The organism is Gloeobacter violaceus PCC 7421 (assembly GCF_000011385.1).
GTDB classification, from domain to species: Bacteria; Cyanobacteriota; Cyanobacteriia; order Gloeobacterales; family Gloeobacteraceae; genus Gloeobacter; species Gloeobacter violaceus.
In genome coordinates this window covers 4,480,475-4,499,900 of record NC_005125.1, presented here as the reverse complement: position 1 = coordinate 4,499,900, position 19,426 = coordinate 4,480,475, and the positions used below count along the sequence as shown (strand labels likewise).

The following is a 19,426-nucleotide window of genomic DNA, read 5'->3' as shown; positions in this document are numbered from 1 at the left end:
CCCTTCGCTAGCTGGCGACAAGCGTTTCTTGAATGACCTGGTTGAAGATGATGCGCCCGACGGTGGTGCGCACGAACTGCGAGAGCGCGTTGCCCTGCTCGTCACGGCGCACGCGCAAATCCTCGGGGTTGTCGGTTTCGACCTCGCCCTCAAAGCGCAGCCAGATCTTGGCGTGCAGGTCGATCATGCCCTGGTTGTAGGCGATCACGGCGTCTTCGCTGCTGCCGAAGTATTTACCGGAGCCTTTGGTGGCGTCGGGGTTGTCGACCGTCAGGTAGTAGCACCCGAGCACCATGTCCTGGGTAGGGGTGATGATCGGCCGACCGGTGGCAGGCGAAAGCACGTTGTTGGAAGCGAGCATCAACAGGCGCGCCTCCGCCTGCGACTCCAGCGACAGCGGCACGTGCACCGCCATCTGATCGCCGTCGAAGTCGGCGTTGAAGGCCGTGCACACCAGCGGATGGAGCTGAATGGCACGACCGGAGACCAGGATCGGTTCGAACGCCTGGATACCCAGGCGGTGGAGCGTGGGCGCGCGGTTGAGGAGCACCGGGTGGCCGGTGATCACCTCGTCGAGCACGCTCCAGATGCGCGCGTCGTTGCGCTGGATCATCTTTTTGGCGGCTTTGATGTTGTTGACCAGTCCGCGCTGGATGAGCTTGTGGATGACAAACGGCTGAAACAGCTCGATGGCCATCTCCTTGGGCAGGCCGCACTGGTGGAGCTTGAGCTTGGGGCCGACCACGATCACCGAGCGGCCCGAGTAGTCGACGCGCTTACCGAGCAGGTTCTGGCGAAAGCGCCCCTGCTTGCCCTCGATGATGTCCGAGAGCGACTTGAGGGGCCGGTTGTTGGCGCCGACCACCGTCCGGCCGCGCCGGCCGTTGTCGATGAGCGCGTCCACCGCCTCCTGGAGCATACGCTTTTCGTTGCGCACGATGATCTCGGGCGCCAGGATCTCCTGCAGACGCGCGAGGCGGTTGTTGCGGTTGATCACCCGGCGGTAGAGGTCGTTGAGGTCGCTGGTGGCAAAACGGCCGCCGTCGAGCTGCACCATCGGTCTCAGATCCGGCGGGATGACCGGGATGGCGGTCAGTACCATCCACTCCGGCCGCGAACCGGTGGCGATGAAGTTGTCGAGCACCCGCAGGCGCTTGATCAGTTTGGTGCGCTTCTGCCCCTTCGACTCGCCCAGATCTGCGCGCAGCCGCTCGGCTTCGGACTCCATTTCGATGGCCGCGAGCAGTTCGTGGATCGCTTCGGCCCCCATCTTCGCCCAACCTTCGGGCAGTTCCAGGCTCGAATCCTCGGCGAAGATCTGATCTTCGACCTCGATATACTGGTCCTCGGTGAGCAGCTGTTTGTAGTAGAGGTTCTCGGCGTTGCCCGGGTTGAGCACCACGTAGGCGTTGAAATAGACCACCTGCTCGACGTCGCGCAGGGGCATGTCGAGCAGCGTCGAAATATAAGAAGGAATGCCCTTCAGGTACCAGACGTGGGTGACCGGGGCGGCGAGCTTGATATAGCCCATGCGGTGGCGGCGCACCTTCGATTCGGTGACTTCGACGCCGCAGCGCTCGCAGACGATGCCCCGGTGGCGCACGCGTTTGTATTTGCCGCAGTAGCACTCCCAATCTTTGGAAGGCCCGAAGATGCGCTCACAAAAAAGCCCGTCCATCTCGGGCTTGAGGGTGCGGTAGTTGATCGTCTCGGGCTTGGTCACCTCCCCGACGACCTGGCCGTTGGGGAGGGTGCGCTGCCCCCAGGCCATGACCCGCTCCGGGGAGGCAATAGAGATCTTGATGTAGTCGAAACGCTGTTCCATCCTGGGCATGAGCTTCTACTCCCGAATCAATGCGCTGCCGGAGGCAAGGAGCCCAGCCAAAAGCAAAAGGCACCCCACACCGGCTTTGGATCAAACCTTATGCACGAACGCCAATCACCGAACCCCGTCGCCGGCGCCTGCGAAGCTTACTCTCGACCGATTTACTCTGAGACTCATGGCAGGTAGAGTAAGCACAAGGCGAAGGATGGCCGAGCAAACAGGGCATACGTTCCCTTCTATTAGGAAAGCTGGATATCTAATGTAAGTCGCGCAACGGCCAAGTGTCAACAGCTGTTACGCTGGATGCGCCTTGTTTCGTGATTTGCACGCCGATGTCCTCGCCCCTCGACTGGGATCTGGCCAGACAGCGCAGCGAGCTGCTGGAGTTGATGCGCACGCTCTGCTACCGCGAGGGCGACTTCAAGCTCTCCTCCGGCCAGAGCAGCAGTTACTACATCGACAGCAAAAAAGCGACGCTCCATCCGCTAGGTGCCCTGCTCGCGGGCTCGCTGCTCTACGAAAGGCTGCCCGAAGGCACGGCGGCGATCGGCGGGCTGACCCTCGGGGCCGATCCGATCGTGACGGCGGTGGCCGTGGTCTCGGCCCTGCGCCATCCCGCAGGCGGTGTGGGAGCCTTTATCGTGCGCAAGGAAGTCAAAAAACACGGCTCCCAGCAGTGGATTGAAGGGCCGAGCCTTGCTGTGGGCACACCGGTAGTGATTGTGGACGATGTAGTGACCACCGGCGCGAGCGGCTTGCAGGCAGCCGAAAAAGCTGAGGAGGCAGGCTTGAAAGTCGTCAAGATCCTGGCCCTTGTCGACCGCCACCAGGGCGGCGGAGCACTCTACGCCGGGCGCGGCTATCCATTCGAGGCGTTGTATTCGATCGAAGAATTTCGCAGCCGTTAGGCCGGTGTGCTACGTGTATTCTGCAAAGCGGTGCACCGAGTGCCATGCCCAAAGGCCGACCTTTCGACACATTGAGCGCCTGGCTGTACCTTTTGCCGGCCCTGCTGCTGTTGGGCTTGTTCGTGCTCTGGCCTGTGACCTACCTGGTCGGCCTCAGCTTCACCGACGGCTCGCTGCGCGACCCCCTATTCGTGGGCACCGCCAACTTTGAGCGGCTGTTGGGCAGTGAGAGCTTCCTGCAGGTGCTCGTCAATACGCTCGTATTTACTGCCGGTTCGGCGATTCCGAGTGTGGTGCTGGCGCTTCTGGTGGCGGTGGTGCTCTCGCGGTCGGTGCCTTTGCAGGGATTGCTGCGTTCCGCTTACTTTCTGCCCACGATTATCTCGCTGGTAGCGGCGGGGGTAGCATTCCGCTGGCTCTTCCACCCGCAAGGCTGGGTGAACGCGCTCGTCGCTTGGCTGGGAGCTTCGCCGGTCAGTTGGCTTTCCAGTCCCACCTGGGCGATGCCGGTGCTCATCTTCGTCGCCACCTGGAAGCAAATCGGCTTCAATGTCGTGATTTTTCTGGCGGGCCTGGGCGCGGTGCCCAAGAACCGCTACGAAGCGGCCGAACTCGATGGGGCCAACGGCTGGCAGCAATTGTGGTTTATTACCGTGCCGGGCATCCGGCCAACCCTCGTGTTCGCCACGATCACCACGGTCATTTTTACTTTTAGGAGCTTTGAGCCGGTCTACGTGATGACCGGCGGCGGTCCGCTCGGCACCACGAACATTCTGGTCTACTACGTTTGGGAGCAAGCCTTCGGTCTGTTCAACTTCGGCCTATCGGCCGCCGCCGCCACCTTGCTGCTGGTGGGAGTGCTGCTGGTGACCGCTATCCAGCTCTGGGCGGCAAGCGGCGAAGATTGACGAAACGCTCTTCGCGGGCCGCCAGAATGCACAACATGTTTGAACGCCGCTGTGTCTCACCGGCGAGGCTCTTGCGCACTAGTCCCGATTGACCGAGAATGCTACACATGCATTCCAGCCGTCGTTTTTCGCTTATCAGACTTTATTTGTCTTTTTAGGCTTGTTTGCCGGACGCCCAACACCGGCATAACTATCATTACAGATCCGCAGTAAGACAGCGTGCTCACAATATATTGACTACCACGACGAGAAGACAGGTGAAATCGATGCTGAGCAAAGTTCGCGTAGGAGTCTATGCCGCGTTTGACTACGCCAACGGTTTGCGCGTTGACCCCAAGGAAGGGCTTGTCGTAAACGGCTTCTGGCGTAGCGGTACAACCTGGGTTCTGGAGACCGCGATGAGTATGCTGGAGGCCAAAACGGTGTTCGAACCCTTCAGAATCCAGCACCTCCGTCAGTGCCTACGGGAAATCCATCCTCCCCGCAAAGATGTTCAATTTATCAGTTCCCTGATGCCCTACGCCTCCGATCGTCTGGTGGCCGGAACTGCCCTTTATGCCGTTGTAGAACAAGCTCTACTTGGCCAACTGGCCTACTCCCATGTCTCCAAGAGAAGTCAGGAGCAACGGCGCCTAAAGGAGTGCTTGCGCACGCGCGTGGTCACCAAGTTTACACGGGGTGCTCTGTGCTTGCGCGCTATCGCCAATACTTTTTCTGTTCCGATCCTGCACATCACGCGCGATCCACGGGCGGTAATCGCCTCAATTAAGACGCTCGGCAACGACTTCGCGAGAGGGGCGTTCCAGAATTTTGCCTTGCGTGCCCACCTATTGGAGGTCGACGACGGCCGTCGGGAGTACTTTAAGCGCTGGGCAAGCGATATCGAAGCGATCGACAAAACCAACGATTTCGGCCGTATCGCAGCCTATTACTGTTTGACTGAACGCCATGTCCTCGACAGTTTTCAAGGGGTGACTTCCGAGTTTGCCCACGTCCAGTACGAAAAACTGATTGGCGGCGGGCCACAGGCTTTGGCTGCGCTCCTCGAAAGCCTTGGGCTGGAAGCGCAGGCGTTGGGGGCCACCGCCCTGCTTCGCCCTTCCTCCACCGACTGGAGCTGGTCCCAGGGGAGCAAAAAGGTTTCCGGTGAACAACGGGTGTCGAGTTGGAAAAACAAACTCAGCGAGAGCGAACGCGGCCTCATCGAAGCGGTGGTTACCGCGTTCGGCATGCAGGAGCGGTTGCTCGTGTCCAGCTGAAGCGGACGCAGCTGTCTATTTAGGAATGGACGGGACGGGCGTCACAGACGGCACCGGCGGTACGGAGGGCACCGGCTTCATCATCTGCTGGCGCTTGCGAATGTCGACCATGACGGCTTCGGGTACCAACACCTTGTCGATTTTGTGAATGACGCCGTTGGTGGCCGTGATGTCCGCCTGCAGCACCCGGGCGTCATTGACGTACAAGCCGCCGTCGCGGGCGGTAAACTTCAATTCTGAGCGCTCCAGGGTGCGCAGGGGTTTCGAGTCGCGCAGTTGGGCCGCCAGAAACGGTGCGGTATCGGAGACGACGTGGTAGGTGAGTACCCTGGCGAGTAGGGCACTGTCGCTTTTGAGAATCTGGAGCACATCGGGAGGCACAGCGGCAAAGGCATTGTCGTCCGGTGCGAAGACCGTAAACCGTCCGAAGCCTCGCAAGTCTTCGACGATACCGACCTGTTTGACCAACTGCACCAGCGTCGTGAACGAACCATTGGCCACCAATGTATCGACAATGTCTATTTTAGCCTGGACGAGTCGCTGGGCAGAGACGGAATCGGCCTGGGGCGCCGGGACTGCATAGGCAAAGGTCGTACCGGAAGCGAGGGCGCCAAAGGGGGCCAACAGCGCCAGACCCATCCCCAGCTGGGCACAAAGACCGGTGACTTGCGATTGTGAAAACGGATGGATTCGCATGGATAGACTCCTCACTACGTAGAGCAACTCAGACTATCCAAGCATACCTAGAGCGATTGCCATCAGCCCTGCGATACAGGTCATCGCGAGCGCCCACATCCCGGAGCGCAACCAGGGCAAATTGGCAATGTAGAAAAGTCCGTGTCCGGCCCGAAAGGCTAGATAGGCCACGGCCAGCGTGTTGGCCAATTCACCGGTTTGTCCGCTTACCAGTACCATCAGCACCGCAGCGGTATAAAGTGCGAATCCCTCAAAAGCGTTCTGGTGCGCCCAAGTGGCGCGCTGGGCGTAAGGAGGAAGCTTGTCGAACGTCGCGCGCGGGGCAGCGTAATCGTACCCCACCTGCAGACGGCCAAGGGCGACCAGGACAAAGGGAACGTAGATGAGAGCCGCCGCTGCCGCCAGGCAGCCATAAAGCAAGAGGGGGCCGGACATGGTTGGTTTTGTAAAGAAATTCAACGCTCCTCATCAGTGTATCCAGACCGGACGTTTGTGGCTGATCCCCTTGTGGGTGGATCCGCTATGCTGGGAGGCTGATCGCCCGAAAGCGTCACGCGCGTGTCCCACGCCCTATGCCACCGCTTTATTGAGCACCGTCTGCTTGCCATCGTGCGCGCCGACTCGGCCCCGGCCGCCCTGGCCATCGGCCGGGCGGTGGTCACTGGCGGCTTCCGGTTGGTGGAGGTGACCCTCACCACCCCCGGCGCCGAGCAGGTGGTGGGCGAGTTGCGCGGCTCGGGCGGCGAGGTGTTGGTCGGCTGCGGCACAGTCCTGACCCCCGAGGCAGCCCGCCGGGCGATCGGATGGGGGGCACACTTTGTGGTCAGTCCCCACACGGACCCGGAAATTATCGCCACCGCCCATCAACTGGGCGCGCTCGCCATCGGCGGCGCCCTCACCCCGAATGAGATCGTGGCGGCCTGGCAGGCAGGAGCGGATCTGATCAAGGTGTTTCCGGTCGCCCAGGTGGGAGGGCTTGCCTACTTAAAGGCTCTGCGCGGGCCGTTTCCCGACCTGCCGCTCTTGCCCACCGGGGGCATCGGCGAGGATGACTATCTGGACTACCTGGCCGCCGGGGCGACCGCCGTCGGGGTCGGCCAGGCCCTCGCCCCCCAGGGTGAAGTGCGCGAGGGACGCTGGGGAACCGTCGCCGGTCGGGCCAGCGACTGGGTGATGCGTTTGGCCGAGGGCAACGGCTGTCTGGTTCCGGGGGAGCGCCGGTAAAATGGCGTTGGACACCTCGGCGGACTGGACATGCTTGGCAAGTTTTTCAAAAAGCCCGACGCGGAGCGCAACGACCGCGTGCCCCCCGGACAGTATCTGACCAACGGATTTCCGGTGCTGACCTACGGCCGCACGCCGGACATGGCCTCGTTTGTGTGGCGCTTCAAAGTCTGGGGACTGGCAAAAGAAAAAGTCTTCAGTTGGGACGACTTTGTGGCCACGCCCAAAAGCCAGTTCACCGCCGATTTTCACTGTGTGACGCGCTGGAGCAAGCTCGACGTGCAGTGGACCGGTATCCGGGTCACCGATTTTCTCAAACTCGTCGAAATCGATCCCAAAGCCAAGCATGTCCTCGCCCATTGCTACGGCGGCTACACCACCAACATCGCCTTCGAAGATTTTGCGCGCGAAGAAAATTTCTTTGCCTACGAGCTATTTGGCGAACCGCTACCGACCGAGCACGGCGGGCCGATGCGGCTGGTGGTGCCCCACCTGTACGCCTGGAAAAGCGCCAAGTGGATCAACGGCCTGGAATTTACCGAGCAGGAGCAACTGGGCTTCTGGGAAGTGAACGGCTACCACCGCCGGGGCGAACCGTTTGCCGAGGAGCGCTACAGCGGAATATAGGTGAAGTCAGCACTTATCGCCCACTCAATCCAAGTCATCTAAATTATTAAGTCCTCTCAAGAAGGAGGACTGCTTTTCAAAGCATCTTGAGCCCATTGTTGAGCTTTACTTAAATCAATGCTGGCATTCGTGGAGTAACATCGAGCATATGCTTTTTGCAGCAATGGAATGATGCTTGCCTTTGTTACTCTTGAACAAATATCGTCCTTGCATATTACATTTGATTTTAGCCTGTCTAGGATGACGTTTACTAGCTTTGTTCTGACCGATTGGTCTTCCAAATGCAAACAATAATGCATATTTGCAATACAGGAAAAAGTGTTCTGATCTGGCTCGTGCTTAATCATAACGCCTGCATCTTTCAAAGTATCTTGATGCAGCCTTAAACAAATCAATGTTTGTTGCTTTTCCCGTCGAGCAGCGAAACCGGCTTGAATATTTTCTTCTTCTGAATCAAACTGAGCTTTCCAAACAGATAGCCACCCTCTATCTACTGAGCGCGGCTCAAACTCTAGAGAAGCAGCCTCAACAGCAGTTGAATAAGCCTCGGGATCATCTGGAATCTGGAAAAGAGAGGGCTCTCTGCTCGGAAACCGTAAATAACTAATTGCTTTACATCGCCTCATCAAGCAATTCCCTTGCTCGCTCTGCCACCGTGGGATGGGCATCTCCTGAAAAGTTCTCTACCTGCTCCCAAGCGCCTGCATCGGCCAGACCAAGTACAACCCCCAGACGGATAAGAGGACTATCGTGTTTTTCAAGAGCCTTGTGTAAACTATCGATTTTCTGACTATTTGGATAAGATGCGGGGTTTGCGAAAAACAAGCGAGCAGCCATCGCACGAACATTGATGAATTCCGCTTTGCTCATCGCAATAATACCCAAAATATCGTCACGGCCACTTAACAAAGTATACAGCGCATTCTCTGCATGCAAAGCATCCTCTACGTCACTGCTTCGGATAATATCTTTAATCAAGTTTACTGCCTGTGCACGCAGCTCCTCAGCTACACGTACGCTTTGCGCAGCTCTGATTTGCTGATCAATTGCTTCTCTTTTTTCATCAAGCTCTCGGGCCGCCGAGGCTTGAGTTTGATAGCGCCCAGAGTGAGCTACTAATCCAGTAAAAGGCTGGTTGCTGCTCACAAGGAGAAATGACGCTGTAGAGATTCCCTTATGCTCGGTTTCTGAGTCGATTGTTGTAGGCATTAGTGGAATAGCCCTCTTGTGCGGTTGGTAATAGAAGCTTCAAATACTTGATTCTCTAGAGAATGCAGATTTTCCAATATGTCCCAAGGTATATCTGTATTTGCTATCTTGCTTGCAATCTCAATATCCAACAATACTGAAATAACATCAGGAATATTTTGCTGCATTAAAGCTTGATTAAGTGTGATAATCGGCGGCTGAGCTTGCGTTGGAAGTTGATAAGGCACTTGAATCTGCATTAAGTACCCGCTAAGCCCAACAGGCATGTCTGACGAGAGTTCTGGATACGTCCGAAAATAATCTCTAAAGTCTCTTATAGGTAACGGCAGATCAATTTTGTTGATGTACCTTACAGCAACTTGACTGACGTCTACTGCATCAACTGTTTTTAAGTAAATTCCCCACAAACGATGAGCCTCATCTCTCAGGTTTTCCCAAGAAATATAAGGCTCAAGTCGACTAAAGGTAAAGCTACTTACTTGAGCTTGAAGAATTTGCTTGTTGTCTGAACTTGCAAAGCGGTACCCAATGTGCTCTCTCTCAGCTTTTATCGGCTCTCTACTTAGCGTGACGTTGTCTCGGAACATGTCATCTTTTATCGGATAAGAATCAGCAATGTATTTACGTATTTCAAAAATACTTCCCATAGAGGGTTGCTTAGCAAGCTCAAACTGAAGATTAATGAGAGCTTCAATGATGGGTGGCTTAGGATATTGCCTGCGTTCAGACTGTTCCATCATTTTACCTCTATGAAATATTAAATTACCGTCAAAGCACTCTCGCGATCAACATAAATTGCTTCGCTGAAATTTTCGATTGGGTAGGGTTCTCTATTCTCGAAATGGGATCATGGTTTTCTGCCAATCGGTCGGCATTGTTAATCCGCTTCCTCTGCGTCCGTTTCGTCCCATTGGCCGAGTCGCTGGCGGGCGGTGCGCCGCGAGGTCTCGCGCAACTGCTCCTCCAGGCGCGGTACCGCGACGGCCTTGTCGCGGCGCAGCCCGCCGCGCAGGCGGATCGCCTCCTCCGGTTCGGCCGTTCGCCGCTGCTTCTGGGCGCTTACGAGCACCTCGGCGAGAAAATCCCGATACATCCCATAGCGCTCCAGGTTGGCCTCGCGCACCGCACAACCCGGCTCGTCGCGGTGCAGACAGTTGCGAAACTGGCAGCGGCCCAGGTACGGCCGAAATTCTGGAAAGTAACCGGCAAGTAACTCCGGAGCCAGGGTCAATTCAAGCTGATTGAATCCGGGCGCGTCCGCCACCAACGCCTCCGCGTTCAGGGCAAACAGCTCGACATGGCGGGTGGTGTGCCGCCCGCGGCCGAGGCGGGCGGAGATGTCCCCCACGCGCAACGCAAGACCGGGGTGCAGGTGGTTGAGCAAACTCGATTTGCCGGCACCGGAGGGGCCTGCAAGCACGTACGTACCCGCCAGTTCGGCCCGCAGCGCTGCTAGGCCCGCCCCGGTGCGCGCGCTCACCGGACGCACGGTGTACCCCCAACCGCCCACAGCGGCAGCGACACCGTCCACCGCCTCGGGGGGCACTTCGTCGATTTTGTTGAGGCAGACGATGACCCCCAGATCTTCCGCTTCGATATGGACCAAAAAGCGGCTCAGCAAAGCCGGATCGTAAGCCGGCTCCGACAAGGCAAAGACCACCAGCACGCCTGTGCAGTTGGCGATCGGCGGCTTGGAGAGCACCGAACGGCGCGCGCAGGTGGCGGCGATCACCCCCCGGCCGCTCGCGGAGTCGATCTCGGCCACCTCCACCCGGTCGCCCACCAGCACCGATTGGCCGGTTTTTTTGAGCCGGGCGCGGCGGGTGCACAGCACCATCCCCAGACCGTCGTCGAGCCGGACACGGTAGAAGTTGGCTTCCTGGGCCAGGACCGTGCCGGTGGTACCCATCGGTGCGCCTTAGTGAAATAGGTTGCCGATGCTGTCGATCAGGCCTTCGAGCCCCTCTTTTTTGGAGACTTTTTCGCCGCGGGCCTTGGCGAGCTTGGTGAGCAGTTCGCGCTCCTCGGCGCCCAGTTTGGTGGGAATGACCACCTTGAGCTGCAGGTAGTGGTTGCCGCGGCGGGTGGGATTGCCGATGCGCGGCACGCCTTTGCCGTCGAGGGTGAGTACCGTCTCGGGCTGCGTACCGGGGGGCACCACCACCGTCTGCGGACCGTCGACGGTCTCCACCGACATCTGCGAGCCCAAAATCGCTTGCAGATAAGAAATTTCGGCGATCGAATAGATGTCTTGCCCTTCGCGACGGAAGACCGGGTGGTTGCGCACGCTCACGTAGATGAACAGGTCCCCCGGCGGGCCACCGCGCATCCCGGCGTCGCCCTCGCCCTGCACCCGCAGGCGCGATCCGGCGTCCACCCCGGCGGGGATGGTGATCTTGATGGTGGTCTGCTTCTGGTTGCGCCCGCGCCCGCTGCAGGTTGGGCAGGGGCTTTCGATCACCTCGCCGGTGCCCTGGCAGTTGGGGCAGGCCGCCACCTGGGTAAACAGCCCAAAGGGGGTCCGCCGCGCCTGGCGGATCTGGCCCTGGCCGCCGCAGTTGCGGCAAGTCATAGGACCGGAGCCGGGTTTGGAGCCGGAGCCGCGGCAGGTCTCGCAGGTGATCAGGTGGTTGATGGTGATCTCTTTTTCGCCGCCGAAGATGGCCTCCTGAAATTCGAGCACCATGTCGTAGCGCAGATCGTCGCCGCGGGTGGGTCCGCCCGGCCGGGTGGCGCGCCGGCCGCCGGTACCCGCCCCGGCGAAGCCGCCAAAGAAACTCTCGAAAATATCGCTGATGTCGCCGAAGCCCGCCGCCCCTGCAAAATCCCCCGGGCCGCCGCCCACGCCGCCGTTGAGACCGGCCTCTCCGAAGCGGTCGTAGCGCGCCCGCTGATCGTCGTCGGAGAGCACTTCGTAGGCGCGCGAGAGCTCTTTGAACGTGTCCTCTGCCCCGGCGTCTTTGTTGACATCCGGGTGGTACTGGCGGGCCAGCTTGCGGTAGGCCCGCTTGATGTCCTCTTTGGAGGCGTCGCGGCTGACGTTGAGGGTTTCGTATAAATCTCTGGCCATGCTGGTTGGGCGGACCCCGGTTGCTTAGGAAATCCTTACATAGTCTAGTATCTCTACCGCCCGGAGGACCCGCAAGCCTGCCCAGGACAGCCACACCAACCCGTAAAGCTTGCTAGGACCGCTTTTCGAGCTGGCGGACATCGACAATACTGCCGCGCAGGATGTATTTGAAACCTTCGATTTCGATGGGGGTACCGATCTTGGCCTTCACCCGACCGATCACCAGACCGTCGCCGGTGGCGCTGGCATCGCCCGCGAGGGTGACCACGTAGTCCCGGCCGTAGGGATCGCCGGGATCTTGAATATTGCGGATTTCGGAGCCCACCACCACCGGCACCAGATGGGGGATCACCCGCACCCGCCGGATCGTCAGTTCCCCGGCCGGTTGGTTGCGGATAATCACCGAGGTCGGCTTACCCACCGGGAAGACATTCGGATCGCCGATGCTCAGCGAGCGGATGAGCATGTCCACCTCCACCGGCTGGTCGCCACCCTGGGTGGCAATTTGCGCCTGGCTGCCGCCGCGCGAGAGCAAAAACGCAAACAGCGCCAGGATCACAGCAGCCACCACCACCGCGTCGATGACGTTGATCTTGCCAAAAAGCCTGCCCTGCGGGTCGATAAGTGCCATGCCGCCGATATGCACCCTGCCTTTCGTGGCGCATCGTAGCACACCGGGCCATCGGTGCGGCTCCGGGGGCGCACCGGTCAATTTCGGCGCACACTGGCTGCACCCAATCTGGAAGTGATTCCACGTAAAAGGGATATACCCACATCATTGAATGCTAAAAGTATCGTAATCCTTCTCAATAGGAACGCATTCGTATGAGACGATACCTTGCGCTGAAGTTGCTGCCGGTCTGCGGGTCATGTTGTCTGCTGATCTCCCCGCAAACGGCATTGGGCGTGGAGCTTGCGGCAGCGCCGCCGGCACCTCAAGCTGCCGAATCGAGCAATGTTTACTTTGTAGGTGACTTTGAGAGCGGCGATTTGACTGGCTTCGACACCGAAATTTGTTGTAGCGATGCTGTTCTGGTGATCTCCGCTCCCAAAAAAGTCGGCACCACCGTCCCCCCGGTCAGGGCCGGGCGCTACGCCGCCCAGTTCAATCTGCGCAAGTCCGATCCGGACGTCTCCAGCAGCAGGCGGGCGGAGCTGCGTCTAGGCACCGTCAAGGCCGACTCCTCCCGCTGGTACGCCTTCAGCGTCTACTTGCCGGTCGATTGGGAGACGGACGAGGACTCCTACGACATCATTGCCCAGTGGCACGATTCTCCCGACTTCGACCTCGGCGAAACCTGGCGCTCCCCGGCGTTGAATCTGCAGGTGGCGGCGGGCAACTGGAAAATCAATCGGCGCTGGGATCCCAATCCCGTCACTTACGACAACACCCCCGGCCCGGGCGGCGGCACGGAGTCGATCGGCCTCGGTCCCTACAGCAAAGGGGTCTGGACCGACTGGGTGCTCCACGTCAACTGGTCCTACGAGGACAACGGCGTGCTGGAAGTCTGGAAAAACGGGGTATTGGTCCTGGCGCGCGAGGGTCCCAACACCTACAACGATCAAACAGGCCCCTATTTGAAGCTGGGCATTTACAAGCCCGATTGGAAATACGATCCTGCCGAATCGACAACCAGCAGTCGCACGCTGTATATCGACGAGGTGCGCATCGGCAACTCCAAAGCCACCTACGAGGAAGTTTCCCCCTAAGCAAGGACAGGTGCACAAAAAGCCCGCGGGAAGACGCGCCCCCCGCGGGTTACCTACAAGAAGTTTCGGTTACTTGGTCTCGGTGAATTCGGCGTCGATCACATCGTCGCCGCCGCGGGTGCCGGAGGTGCCGCCGCTGCCGGAGGGAGCGCCTTCGTCAGGACCCGCCGCCGCGCCGCTCGGGGCCGACTGCTGGTAGAGCTTGCTGCTCAGGTCGTAGACGGCCTGCTGCAGGTCGGCTTTGAGGCTTGCGACTTTGTCCATGTCCTCGCGGCTGAGCGCCTCGCGCAGATCCTTGATCAGCCCTTCAATCTTGCTCTTGTCACTGCTGTCGACTTTGTCGCCGAACTCGGTGAGTTGGCGCTCGGCCTGGTAGGCGAGCGAATCGGCCTCGTTTTTGAGGTCGACCGCTTCGCGGCGCTTCTTGTCTTCGCCTGCGAAGGACTCGGCCTCGTTGACCATCTTGGCGACGTCGTCTTTTGAAAGGGTCGAAGCACCGGTGATGCTGATGGTCTGGGCTTTGCCGCTCGCCTTGTCTTTGGCGGTGACGCTCAAGATGCCGTTGGCGTCGATGTCGAAGGTGACTTCGACTTGGGGAACGCCCCGGGGCGCGGGCGGGATGCCGTCGAGGCGGAAGCGGCCGAGGCTCTTGTTGTCGCCGGCCATCGAGCGCTCGCCCTGGATGACGTGGATCTCGACGGAAGTCTGGCCGTCGGCGGCAGTTGAGAAGGTCTCGGACTTGCGCGTCGGGATCGTGGTATTGCGGGGGATGATCGGTGTCGCCACACCACCCAGGGTCTCGACGCCCAGCGAGAGCGGGGTGACATCGAGCAGCACGACGTCGCGCACTTCACCGGACAGCACGCCCGCCTGGATGGCGGCCCCGACGGCCACCACCTCGTCCGGGTTGACGCTCTGGTTGGGGTCTTTGCCGATGATGCGCTTGACCAGTTCCTGCACCGCCGGGATGCGGGTGGAACCGCCCACCAGCACCACCTCGTCGATGTTCTCTTTGCTGAGTTTGGCGTCGCGCAGGGCCTGCTCGACGGGCTTCTCGACCCGGCGCAGCAAGTCGGCGCACAGGCTCTCAAACTTGGCGCGGGTGAGGCTCATGTCGAGGTGCTTCGCCCCGTCGGCCCCGGCGGTGATGAAGGGCAGATTGATCTGGGTCTGGGTGACGCCCGACAGTTCGATCTTGGCCTTTTCCGCCGCCTCGGTGAGGCGTTGGAGGGCCTGGCGGTCGGTGCGCAGGTCCACCCCTTCGAGCTTCTTGAATTCGTCGGCCAGATAATCGACGATCCGCCTGTCGAAGTCGTCGCCGCCCAGGTGGGTGTCGCCGGAGGTCGATTTGACCTCGAAGACGCCATCGCCCACTTCGAGGATCGACACATCGAAGGTGCCGCCGCCCAGGTCGAAGACCAGGATGGTCTCGTTCGCTTTTTTATCGAGACCGTAGGCGAGGGCGGCTGCCGTCGGTTCGTTGATGATGCGCAGCACCTCGATGCCGGCGATGCGGCCGGCGTCCTTGGTGGCCTGGCGCTGGGAGTCGTTGAAGTACGCCGGAACGGTGATCACCGCCTGGGTGATCTTTTCGCCCAGGTACTTGCTCGCATCGTCGACCAGTTTGCGCAGGACGAGGGCCGAAATTTCTTCGGGGGCAAAATCTTTGTCTTCGTTGGTGCTGTGCAGTTTGACGTTGCTGCCGTCGCGCACCACCCGGTAGGCCACCTGCTTGGCCTCATCGGTGATCTCGTCGTACTTGCGGCCGATGAAGCGCTTGACCGAATAGAACGTGTTCTCGGGGTTGAGAACGGCCTGACGGCGGGCCAACTGCCCGACCAACCGGTCGTGGTTCTTGGTGAAGGCCACCACCGACGGCGTGGTGCGCGAGCCTTCCGCGTTGGCGATCACGGTGGGCTGCCCCCCCTCGAGGACGGCCACCACCGAGTTGGTGGTGCCCAAGTCAATGCCTACAACTTTTCCCATGACTTCTCCTTACGGGCATCTCGCGCCTTGAATCTCTTCTTACCGTACCCGCCGCCGCCGGGCGGCCGGGTGCGGTCCTCCCCCGGGAAGGTGGCGTAATTCCCGCACCTCCCCTGGCGGATGCGGCGATTTTCGGGTGGGCGGTAGAATACAGCCAGCTCTATCGCTGCGGGTGCCATGGTCCCACTGTGGGATGAAAATCGGGGGTACCGCATCCCCTGGGTCAACTACGGCTTGATCGTTACCTGTATCGCAGTTTTTATCTACGAAATTTCGCTGGGCGAAAAGCAGCTTGAAATTTTTATCAACCAGTACGCAGCGGTGCCGGCGGTGATCGTGCCGGCCCTGGGCGCCATCTTTCAAGGCGATTTGGGGGCAGTCGGCCTGCTGGCGCCGCTGGTGACGGCGATGTTCCTGCACGGCGGCATTTTGCACCTGGCGGGCAACATGCTCTATCTGTGGATCTTCGGCGACAACGTCGAGGAGCGCATGGGCCACTTTGGTTATCTGGCGTTCTATTTGATTTGCGGCGTGGTCTCGATTCTGGCGCAGACCTTTCTAGAATCCGGCTCCAAGATCGCTTCACTCGGGGCGAGCGGGGCGATCGCCGGGGTGCTCGGAGCCTACATCGTCATGTTTCCGCGCGCCCCGGTACAAGGAATTTTTCCGCTCGGATTTATTCCTATCCCTTTCAAACTGCCGGCCGTCTGGTTCATCGGCATCTGGTTTTTGCAGCAGTTTTTGAGCACCCTCGCCACGGTCAACACCAGCAACGTCCCGGACATGGAAGAAGGCGGGGTCGCCTACTTCGCCCACGCCGCCGGGTTTGTGGCGGGCCTGGTGCTGGTGCGCGTCTTCGCGCGCGAAACGGACCCTTACAAGCGGCGCTAGGGTGCCTGGGGGGCAGCTTTGTCGGGCTTGGCCGCCGGGGCGAATGGTTTTGTTTCGGGTTTGGCACCAGGAGGGGGAGCGGGTGGCTTGGGCGGATTGAGGCGATTTTTGACGTACTCGCGCACCCGCTCTTTGCCCTCTTCGGGGGCGGCTTTTTCGGCCTGGGTGTAGAGCTTCTGGGCGTCGGCTTTGTTGCCCTTGGCCAGCAGCAGGTCGCCTTTGCCAATCAGGGCGCCGACATTATTTTTGTCGGTGGCCAGCACTTTGTCGTAGGTTTGCCCGGCTTTGTCGGCCTTGCCGGTCACCTGGTAGAGCTGGGCCAGTTGCAGGCGGACGTTCGGATTCTCCGGCTGCGCATCGGCGAGCCGCTCCACCAGCGGAATCGCCTTGTCGAACTGGAACTGCTGCAAATAGAGAGAGGCGAGATTGCTGAGGGCGTTGGGATTGTTCGGTTCGCGCTCGAGAATCTTTTGATAACCGGCAATTTCCTGGGCGGTGCGGGCCGGATCGGGCTGGTTCTGAGAGGTTGCGGCCGGGGCCGGGGCCTGCTCGGTCCCTGAAAAAATCGAAATGAGCGTAAAAAGGAGGGGGCCTACGAAGCCCAAGGTGCCCACGATCGCGATACCCAGAAGCAAAATTTTGCGGTTGTTGCTGGCCATGGTCCGCTCAAATCCTCGGAGGTGCGTGTGCAGGAATGGCGCCTGCTGGGAGGTATGCTACTTTTGGCCGCGGCCCTCTCCGTCCTGGTCAAGTATGTCCTGCCCGTCTGGATCCGGCAACCGGACCCACTCACAGTGTGGCTGCCCATCGCAGCCCCGGCGGCCCTCGTGGCGCTGTGGCTTTGGGCGGCAGGCCGCAAGCGTTAATTGATGTCCTATAGTCCCACCGGCCGGTTTACTCTAATAGGTGACGCGGCAGGGAGGCGGGAGATCATGCGGCAGGTGACGGCGATCATATTGGGGGGTGGGCGCGGCACCCGCCTGTATCCACTGACCAAACGCCGGGCCAAACCGGCGGTGCCCATCGGCGGCAAGTACCGCCTCATCGACATTCCGGTCAGTAACTGCATCAATTCGGGCATCCAGCACATCTACATCCTCACGCAGTTCAATTCCGCCTCCCTGAACCGCCACGTCTCCCAGACCTACCAGTTCTCGCGCTTCAGCGACGGCTTCTGTGAGATCCTGGCCGCCGAGCAGACCGACGAGAACCCCAACTGGTTTCAAGGCACCGCCGACGCGGTGCGCCAGTACCTGTGGCTGCTTGAACCCAGCGGTTCGACCGAGTATTTGATTCTTTCGGGCGATCACCTCTACCGGATGGATTACAGCAAGTTCGTCCGCCGCCACCGCGAGACCAACGCCGATGTGACGATTGCCGTGCTGCCCTGCGACCTTGAGCGCGCGAGCGACTTCGGCCTGATCAAAACCGACGCCGACGGCCGGGTGGTGCAGTTTACCGAAAAACCGAAAGGGGCCGAGCTTGAGCGCATGCGCGTCGACACCACCACCCTGGGGCTCACCCTCGAAGAAGCCGAGCGCCGCCCCTTCGTCGCCTCGATGGGGATCTACGTCTTTCGCCACGATGTGATGCTCAAGCTGTTGCGCGACGACCCAAGCCGCACCGACTTCGGCAAAGAAATCCTGCCCGCCTGCCTCGACGATTACAACGTGCAGGCGTACCTGTTCGACGATTACTGGGAAGATATCGGGACCATCGAGGCGTTCTACAAGGCGAATCTGGCCCTCACCAGCCAGAACGCGCCGCCCTTCAGTTTCTACCACCCGGCGCCGATTTATACCCGGCCGCGCTATTTGCCCCCCAGCAAGCTCATCGACTGCCAGATAGCCGAATCGATCATCACCGAGGGCTGCATCATCAAGCAGGCGCGCATCTTCCACTCGGTATTGGGTCTGCGCTCGCGCATCGAGTCGGGGGTGCGCATCGAAGATTCGCTATTGATGGGAGCCGATTTTTACGAGACGCCCATCCAGCGCGAGGAGTCGCTGCGCCGCGGCCTGCCGCCGGTGGGCATCGGCGAGCGCTGCGTGCTGCAAAAGGCGATCATCGACAAGAACGCCCGCATCGGCAACGACGTGCGCATCCTCAACAAGGAGCGGCCCGACTCGGCGGACCACCCCGAGCGGGGCTTCTACATCCGCCACGGCATCGTCATCGTCCCCAAGGACACCGTCATCCCCGACGGCACCGTGATCTAGTTCGACCCATGCGCCACGCTTTTCTCGAAGCCAACGACCTGCGCTTCCACTACGCGGAGCAGGGCATGCCCGACGCCCCCCTGGTGCTCTTGCTGCACGGGTTTCCCGACTTCTGGTACTCCTGGCGCCACCAGATCCCGGTCCTCGGCGAGCACTTTCGGGTGGTGGCCCCCGACCTGCGCGGTTATCACCTCACCGACAAACCCGCAGGCGGCTACGACCTGCTGACCCTCAGCGACGACGTGCGGGAGTTGATCCTGGCCTTGGGAGCCCGTGAAGCGATCGTGGTGGGCCACGACTGGGGCGGGGCGATCGCCTGGGTTTTTGCCCACCGCTGCCCGGCCATGTGCACCAAGCTCGTGATCCTCAACGCTCCCCACCCGCTGCGTTTTGCCGAAGAGTTGCGTTCTAACCCCCAGCAGCTGCTCAAAAGCTGGTACATTCTGTTTTTTCAGCTGCCCTGGCTGCCGGAGCGACTCATCGAATGGAACGATTACGACTTTATCGAGGCGGCCTTTCGCCACGCCGAGGTGCGCCCCGGCAGCTTCAGCGACGCGGAGATCCGCCGCTACAAGCAGGCGGCGGCGATGCCCGGGGCGATGACCTGCGCCCTCCAGTACTACCGCAGCGCCCTCAGCGCCCCGCCACCCCCTGAAACCTACAACCAACCGGTCGCCTGCCCGACTTTGCTCATCTGGGGAGAGCGCGATTTTGCCCTCGAGACCCGTCTCACCCGCAACCTGGAGCGCTTCGTGAGCGGTCCGTTGCAGGTCGAACGGTTGCCCGATTGCAGCCACTGGGTGCACCAGGAAGATCCGACCGGCGTCAATCAGCTATTGGTGCCCTTTCTCACCCAACCCGGTCGTCAGGCTATCTTCGATTGAGTCCAGCCGT

General features: G+C 60.2%; 21 protein-coding genes. 10 read left to right on the top strand and 11 right to left on the bottom strand.

Annotated features, from left to right (window positions below; all coding sequences use genetic code 11):
- Positions 1-7: 7 nt before the first annotated feature.
- On the bottom strand, positions 8-1,834 hold the full coding sequence (rpoC1, locus tag GLL_RS22020) for a DNA-directed RNA polymerase subunit gamma (protein ID WP_011144261.1): 1,827 nt from the start codon (positions 1,832-1,834) through the stop codon (positions 8-10).
- A 323-nt stretch (positions 1,835-2,157) separates the two neighbouring features.
- Between rpoC1 and pyrE the strand changes: the two genes are divergently transcribed.
- From pyrE to GLL_RS22005, 3 genes are all read left to right on the top strand, one after another.
- Positions 2,158-2,733 (top strand): orotate phosphoribosyltransferase, encoded by a 576-nt coding sequence (gene pyrE / locus GLL_RS22015; RefSeq protein WP_164929494.1) that lies wholly within the window; start codon positions 2,158-2,160, stop codon positions 2,731-2,733.
- Positions 2,734-2,777: 44 nt separating this feature from the next.
- Entirely contained in the window at positions 2,778-3,641 is an 864-nt protein-coding gene (locus GLL_RS22010) for a carbohydrate ABC transporter permease (protein ID WP_011144259.1), read from the top strand.
- A gap of 266 nt (positions 3,642-3,907) precedes the next feature.
- Positions 3,908-4,900 (top strand): sulfotransferase, encoded by a 993-nt coding sequence (locus tag GLL_RS22005; RefSeq protein ID WP_164929493.1) that lies wholly within the window; start codon positions 3,908-3,910, stop codon positions 4,898-4,900.
- Positions 4,901-4,915: 15 nt separating this feature from the next.
- Here GLL_RS22005 and GLL_RS22000 read toward each other — a convergent pair whose 3' ends face one another.
- Together GLL_RS22000 and GLL_RS21995 are read right to left on the bottom strand one after the other, a co-directional pair.
- Positions 4,916-5,596, bottom strand: coding sequence for a fasciclin domain-containing protein (locus GLL_RS22000; RefSeq protein WP_197530070.1), 681 nt, complete (start codon positions 5,594-5,596; stop codon positions 4,916-4,918).
- Positions 5,597-5,629: 33 nt separating this feature from the next.
- Positions 5,630-6,031: an MAPEG family protein gene (locus GLL_RS21995; RefSeq protein WP_011144256.1), complete on the bottom strand. Its 402-nt coding sequence runs from the start codon at positions 6,029-6,031 to the stop codon at positions 5,630-5,632.
- 123 nt (positions 6,032-6,154) lie between these two features.
- Between GLL_RS21995 and GLL_RS21990 the strand changes: the two genes are divergently transcribed.
- Positions 6,155-6,820 (top strand): bifunctional 4-hydroxy-2-oxoglutarate aldolase/2-dehydro-3-deoxy-phosphogluconate aldolase, encoded by a 666-nt coding sequence (locus tag GLL_RS21990; protein WP_011144255.1) that lies wholly within the window; start codon positions 6,155-6,157, stop codon positions 6,818-6,820.
- A gap of 30 nt (positions 6,821-6,850) precedes the next feature.
- Positions 6,851-7,447, top strand: coding sequence for a sulfite oxidase-like oxidoreductase (locus GLL_RS21985; RefSeq protein WP_011144254.1), 597 nt, complete (start codon positions 6,851-6,853; stop codon positions 7,445-7,447).
- A 56-nt stretch (positions 7,448-7,503) separates the two neighbouring features.
- Here GLL_RS21985 and GLL_RS21980 read toward each other — a convergent pair whose 3' ends face one another.
- From GLL_RS21980 to GLL_RS21955, 6 genes are all read right to left on the bottom strand, one after another.
- Positions 7,504-8,073 (bottom strand): hypothetical protein, encoded by a 570-nt coding sequence (locus GLL_RS21980; protein WP_164929492.1) that lies wholly within the window; start codon positions 8,071-8,073, stop codon positions 7,504-7,506.
- Positions 8,060-8,593, bottom strand: a complete 534-nt coding sequence (locus tag GLL_RS21975; protein WP_164929491.1) for a hypothetical protein — start codon at positions 8,591-8,593, stop codon at positions 8,060-8,062. The genes GLL_RS21980 and GLL_RS21975 overlap by 14 nt, the downstream gene beginning before the upstream one ends.
- Positions 8,594-8,655: 62 nt before the next feature.
- A complete protein-coding gene (locus GLL_RS21970; RefSeq protein WP_164929490.1) occupies positions 8,656-9,396 on the bottom strand; it encodes a TIGR04255 family protein in 741 nt (246 codons plus the stop codon).
- A 137-nt stretch (positions 9,397-9,533) separates the two neighbouring features.
- The gene (gene rsgA, locus GLL_RS21965) at positions 9,534-10,565 is read right to left on the bottom strand and encodes a ribosome small subunit-dependent GTPase A (RefSeq protein ID WP_011144252.1); all 1,032 of its coding nucleotides are present in this window, start codon (positions 10,563-10,565) and stop codon (positions 9,534-9,536) included.
- A 9-nt stretch (positions 10,566-10,574) separates the two neighbouring features.
- Positions 10,575-11,726: a molecular chaperone DnaJ gene (dnaJ, locus tag GLL_RS21960; protein ID WP_011144251.1), complete on the bottom strand. Its 1,152-nt coding sequence runs from the start codon at positions 11,724-11,726 to the stop codon at positions 10,575-10,577.
- Between the two features lie 112 nt (positions 11,727-11,838).
- The gene (locus GLL_RS21955) at positions 11,839-12,357 is read right to left on the bottom strand and encodes a DUF4330 domain-containing protein (protein WP_011144250.1); all 519 of its coding nucleotides are present in this window, start codon (positions 12,355-12,357) and stop codon (positions 11,839-11,841) included.
- A 194-nt stretch (positions 12,358-12,551) separates the two neighbouring features.
- On the opposite strand from GLL_RS21955, the gene GLL_RS21950 reads away from it, so the two are divergent.
- Positions 12,552-13,436, top strand: a complete 885-nt coding sequence (locus GLL_RS21950) for a polysaccharide lyase (protein WP_011144249.1) — start codon at positions 12,552-12,554, stop codon at positions 13,434-13,436.
- A 69-nt stretch (positions 13,437-13,505) separates the two neighbouring features.
- Here the strand turns inward: GLL_RS21950 and dnaK are convergent, their stop codons facing one another.
- Positions 13,506-15,422, bottom strand: coding sequence for a molecular chaperone DnaK (dnaK, locus tag GLL_RS21945; protein WP_011144248.1), 1,917 nt, complete (start codon positions 15,420-15,422; stop codon positions 13,506-13,508).
- Positions 15,423-15,599: 177 nt separating this feature from the next.
- On the opposite strand from dnaK, the gene GLL_RS21940 reads away from it, so the two are divergent.
- Positions 15,600-16,313, top strand: a complete 714-nt coding sequence (locus tag GLL_RS21940; protein ID WP_011144247.1) for a rhomboid family intramembrane serine protease — start codon at positions 15,600-15,602, stop codon at positions 16,311-16,313.
- Here GLL_RS21940 and GLL_RS21935 read toward each other — a convergent pair.
- On the bottom strand, positions 16,310-16,972 hold the full coding sequence (locus GLL_RS21935) for a tetratricopeptide repeat protein (protein ID WP_011144246.1): 663 nt from the start codon (positions 16,970-16,972) through the stop codon (positions 16,310-16,312). The two genes, GLL_RS21940 and GLL_RS21935, sit on opposite strands and share 4 nt — an antisense overlap.
- Before the next feature lie 54 nt (positions 16,973-17,026).
- On the opposite strand from GLL_RS21935, the gene GLL_RS21930 reads away from it, so the two are divergent.
- The 3 genes from GLL_RS21930 (at position 17,027) to GLL_RS21920 (ending at position 19,416) form a co-directional block, all read left to right on the top strand.
- Positions 17,027-17,179: a hypothetical protein gene (locus GLL_RS21930; RefSeq protein WP_164929489.1), complete on the top strand. Its 153-nt coding sequence runs from the start codon at positions 17,027-17,029 to the stop codon at positions 17,177-17,179.
- A gap of 66 nt (positions 17,180-17,245) precedes the next feature.
- Positions 17,246-18,532 carry a glucose-1-phosphate adenylyltransferase gene (locus GLL_RS21925; protein ID WP_011144244.1) on the top strand — a complete coding sequence of 429 codons (1,287 nt, stop codon included), beginning with the start codon at positions 17,246-17,248 and terminating at the stop codon, positions 18,530-18,532.
- Between the two features lie 8 nt (positions 18,533-18,540).
- Complete coding sequence (locus GLL_RS21920; protein ID WP_011144243.1) at positions 18,541-19,416, top strand: alpha/beta fold hydrolase; 876 nt, start codon at positions 18,541-18,543, stop codon at positions 19,414-19,416.
- Positions 19,417-19,426 lie beyond the last annotated feature (10 nt).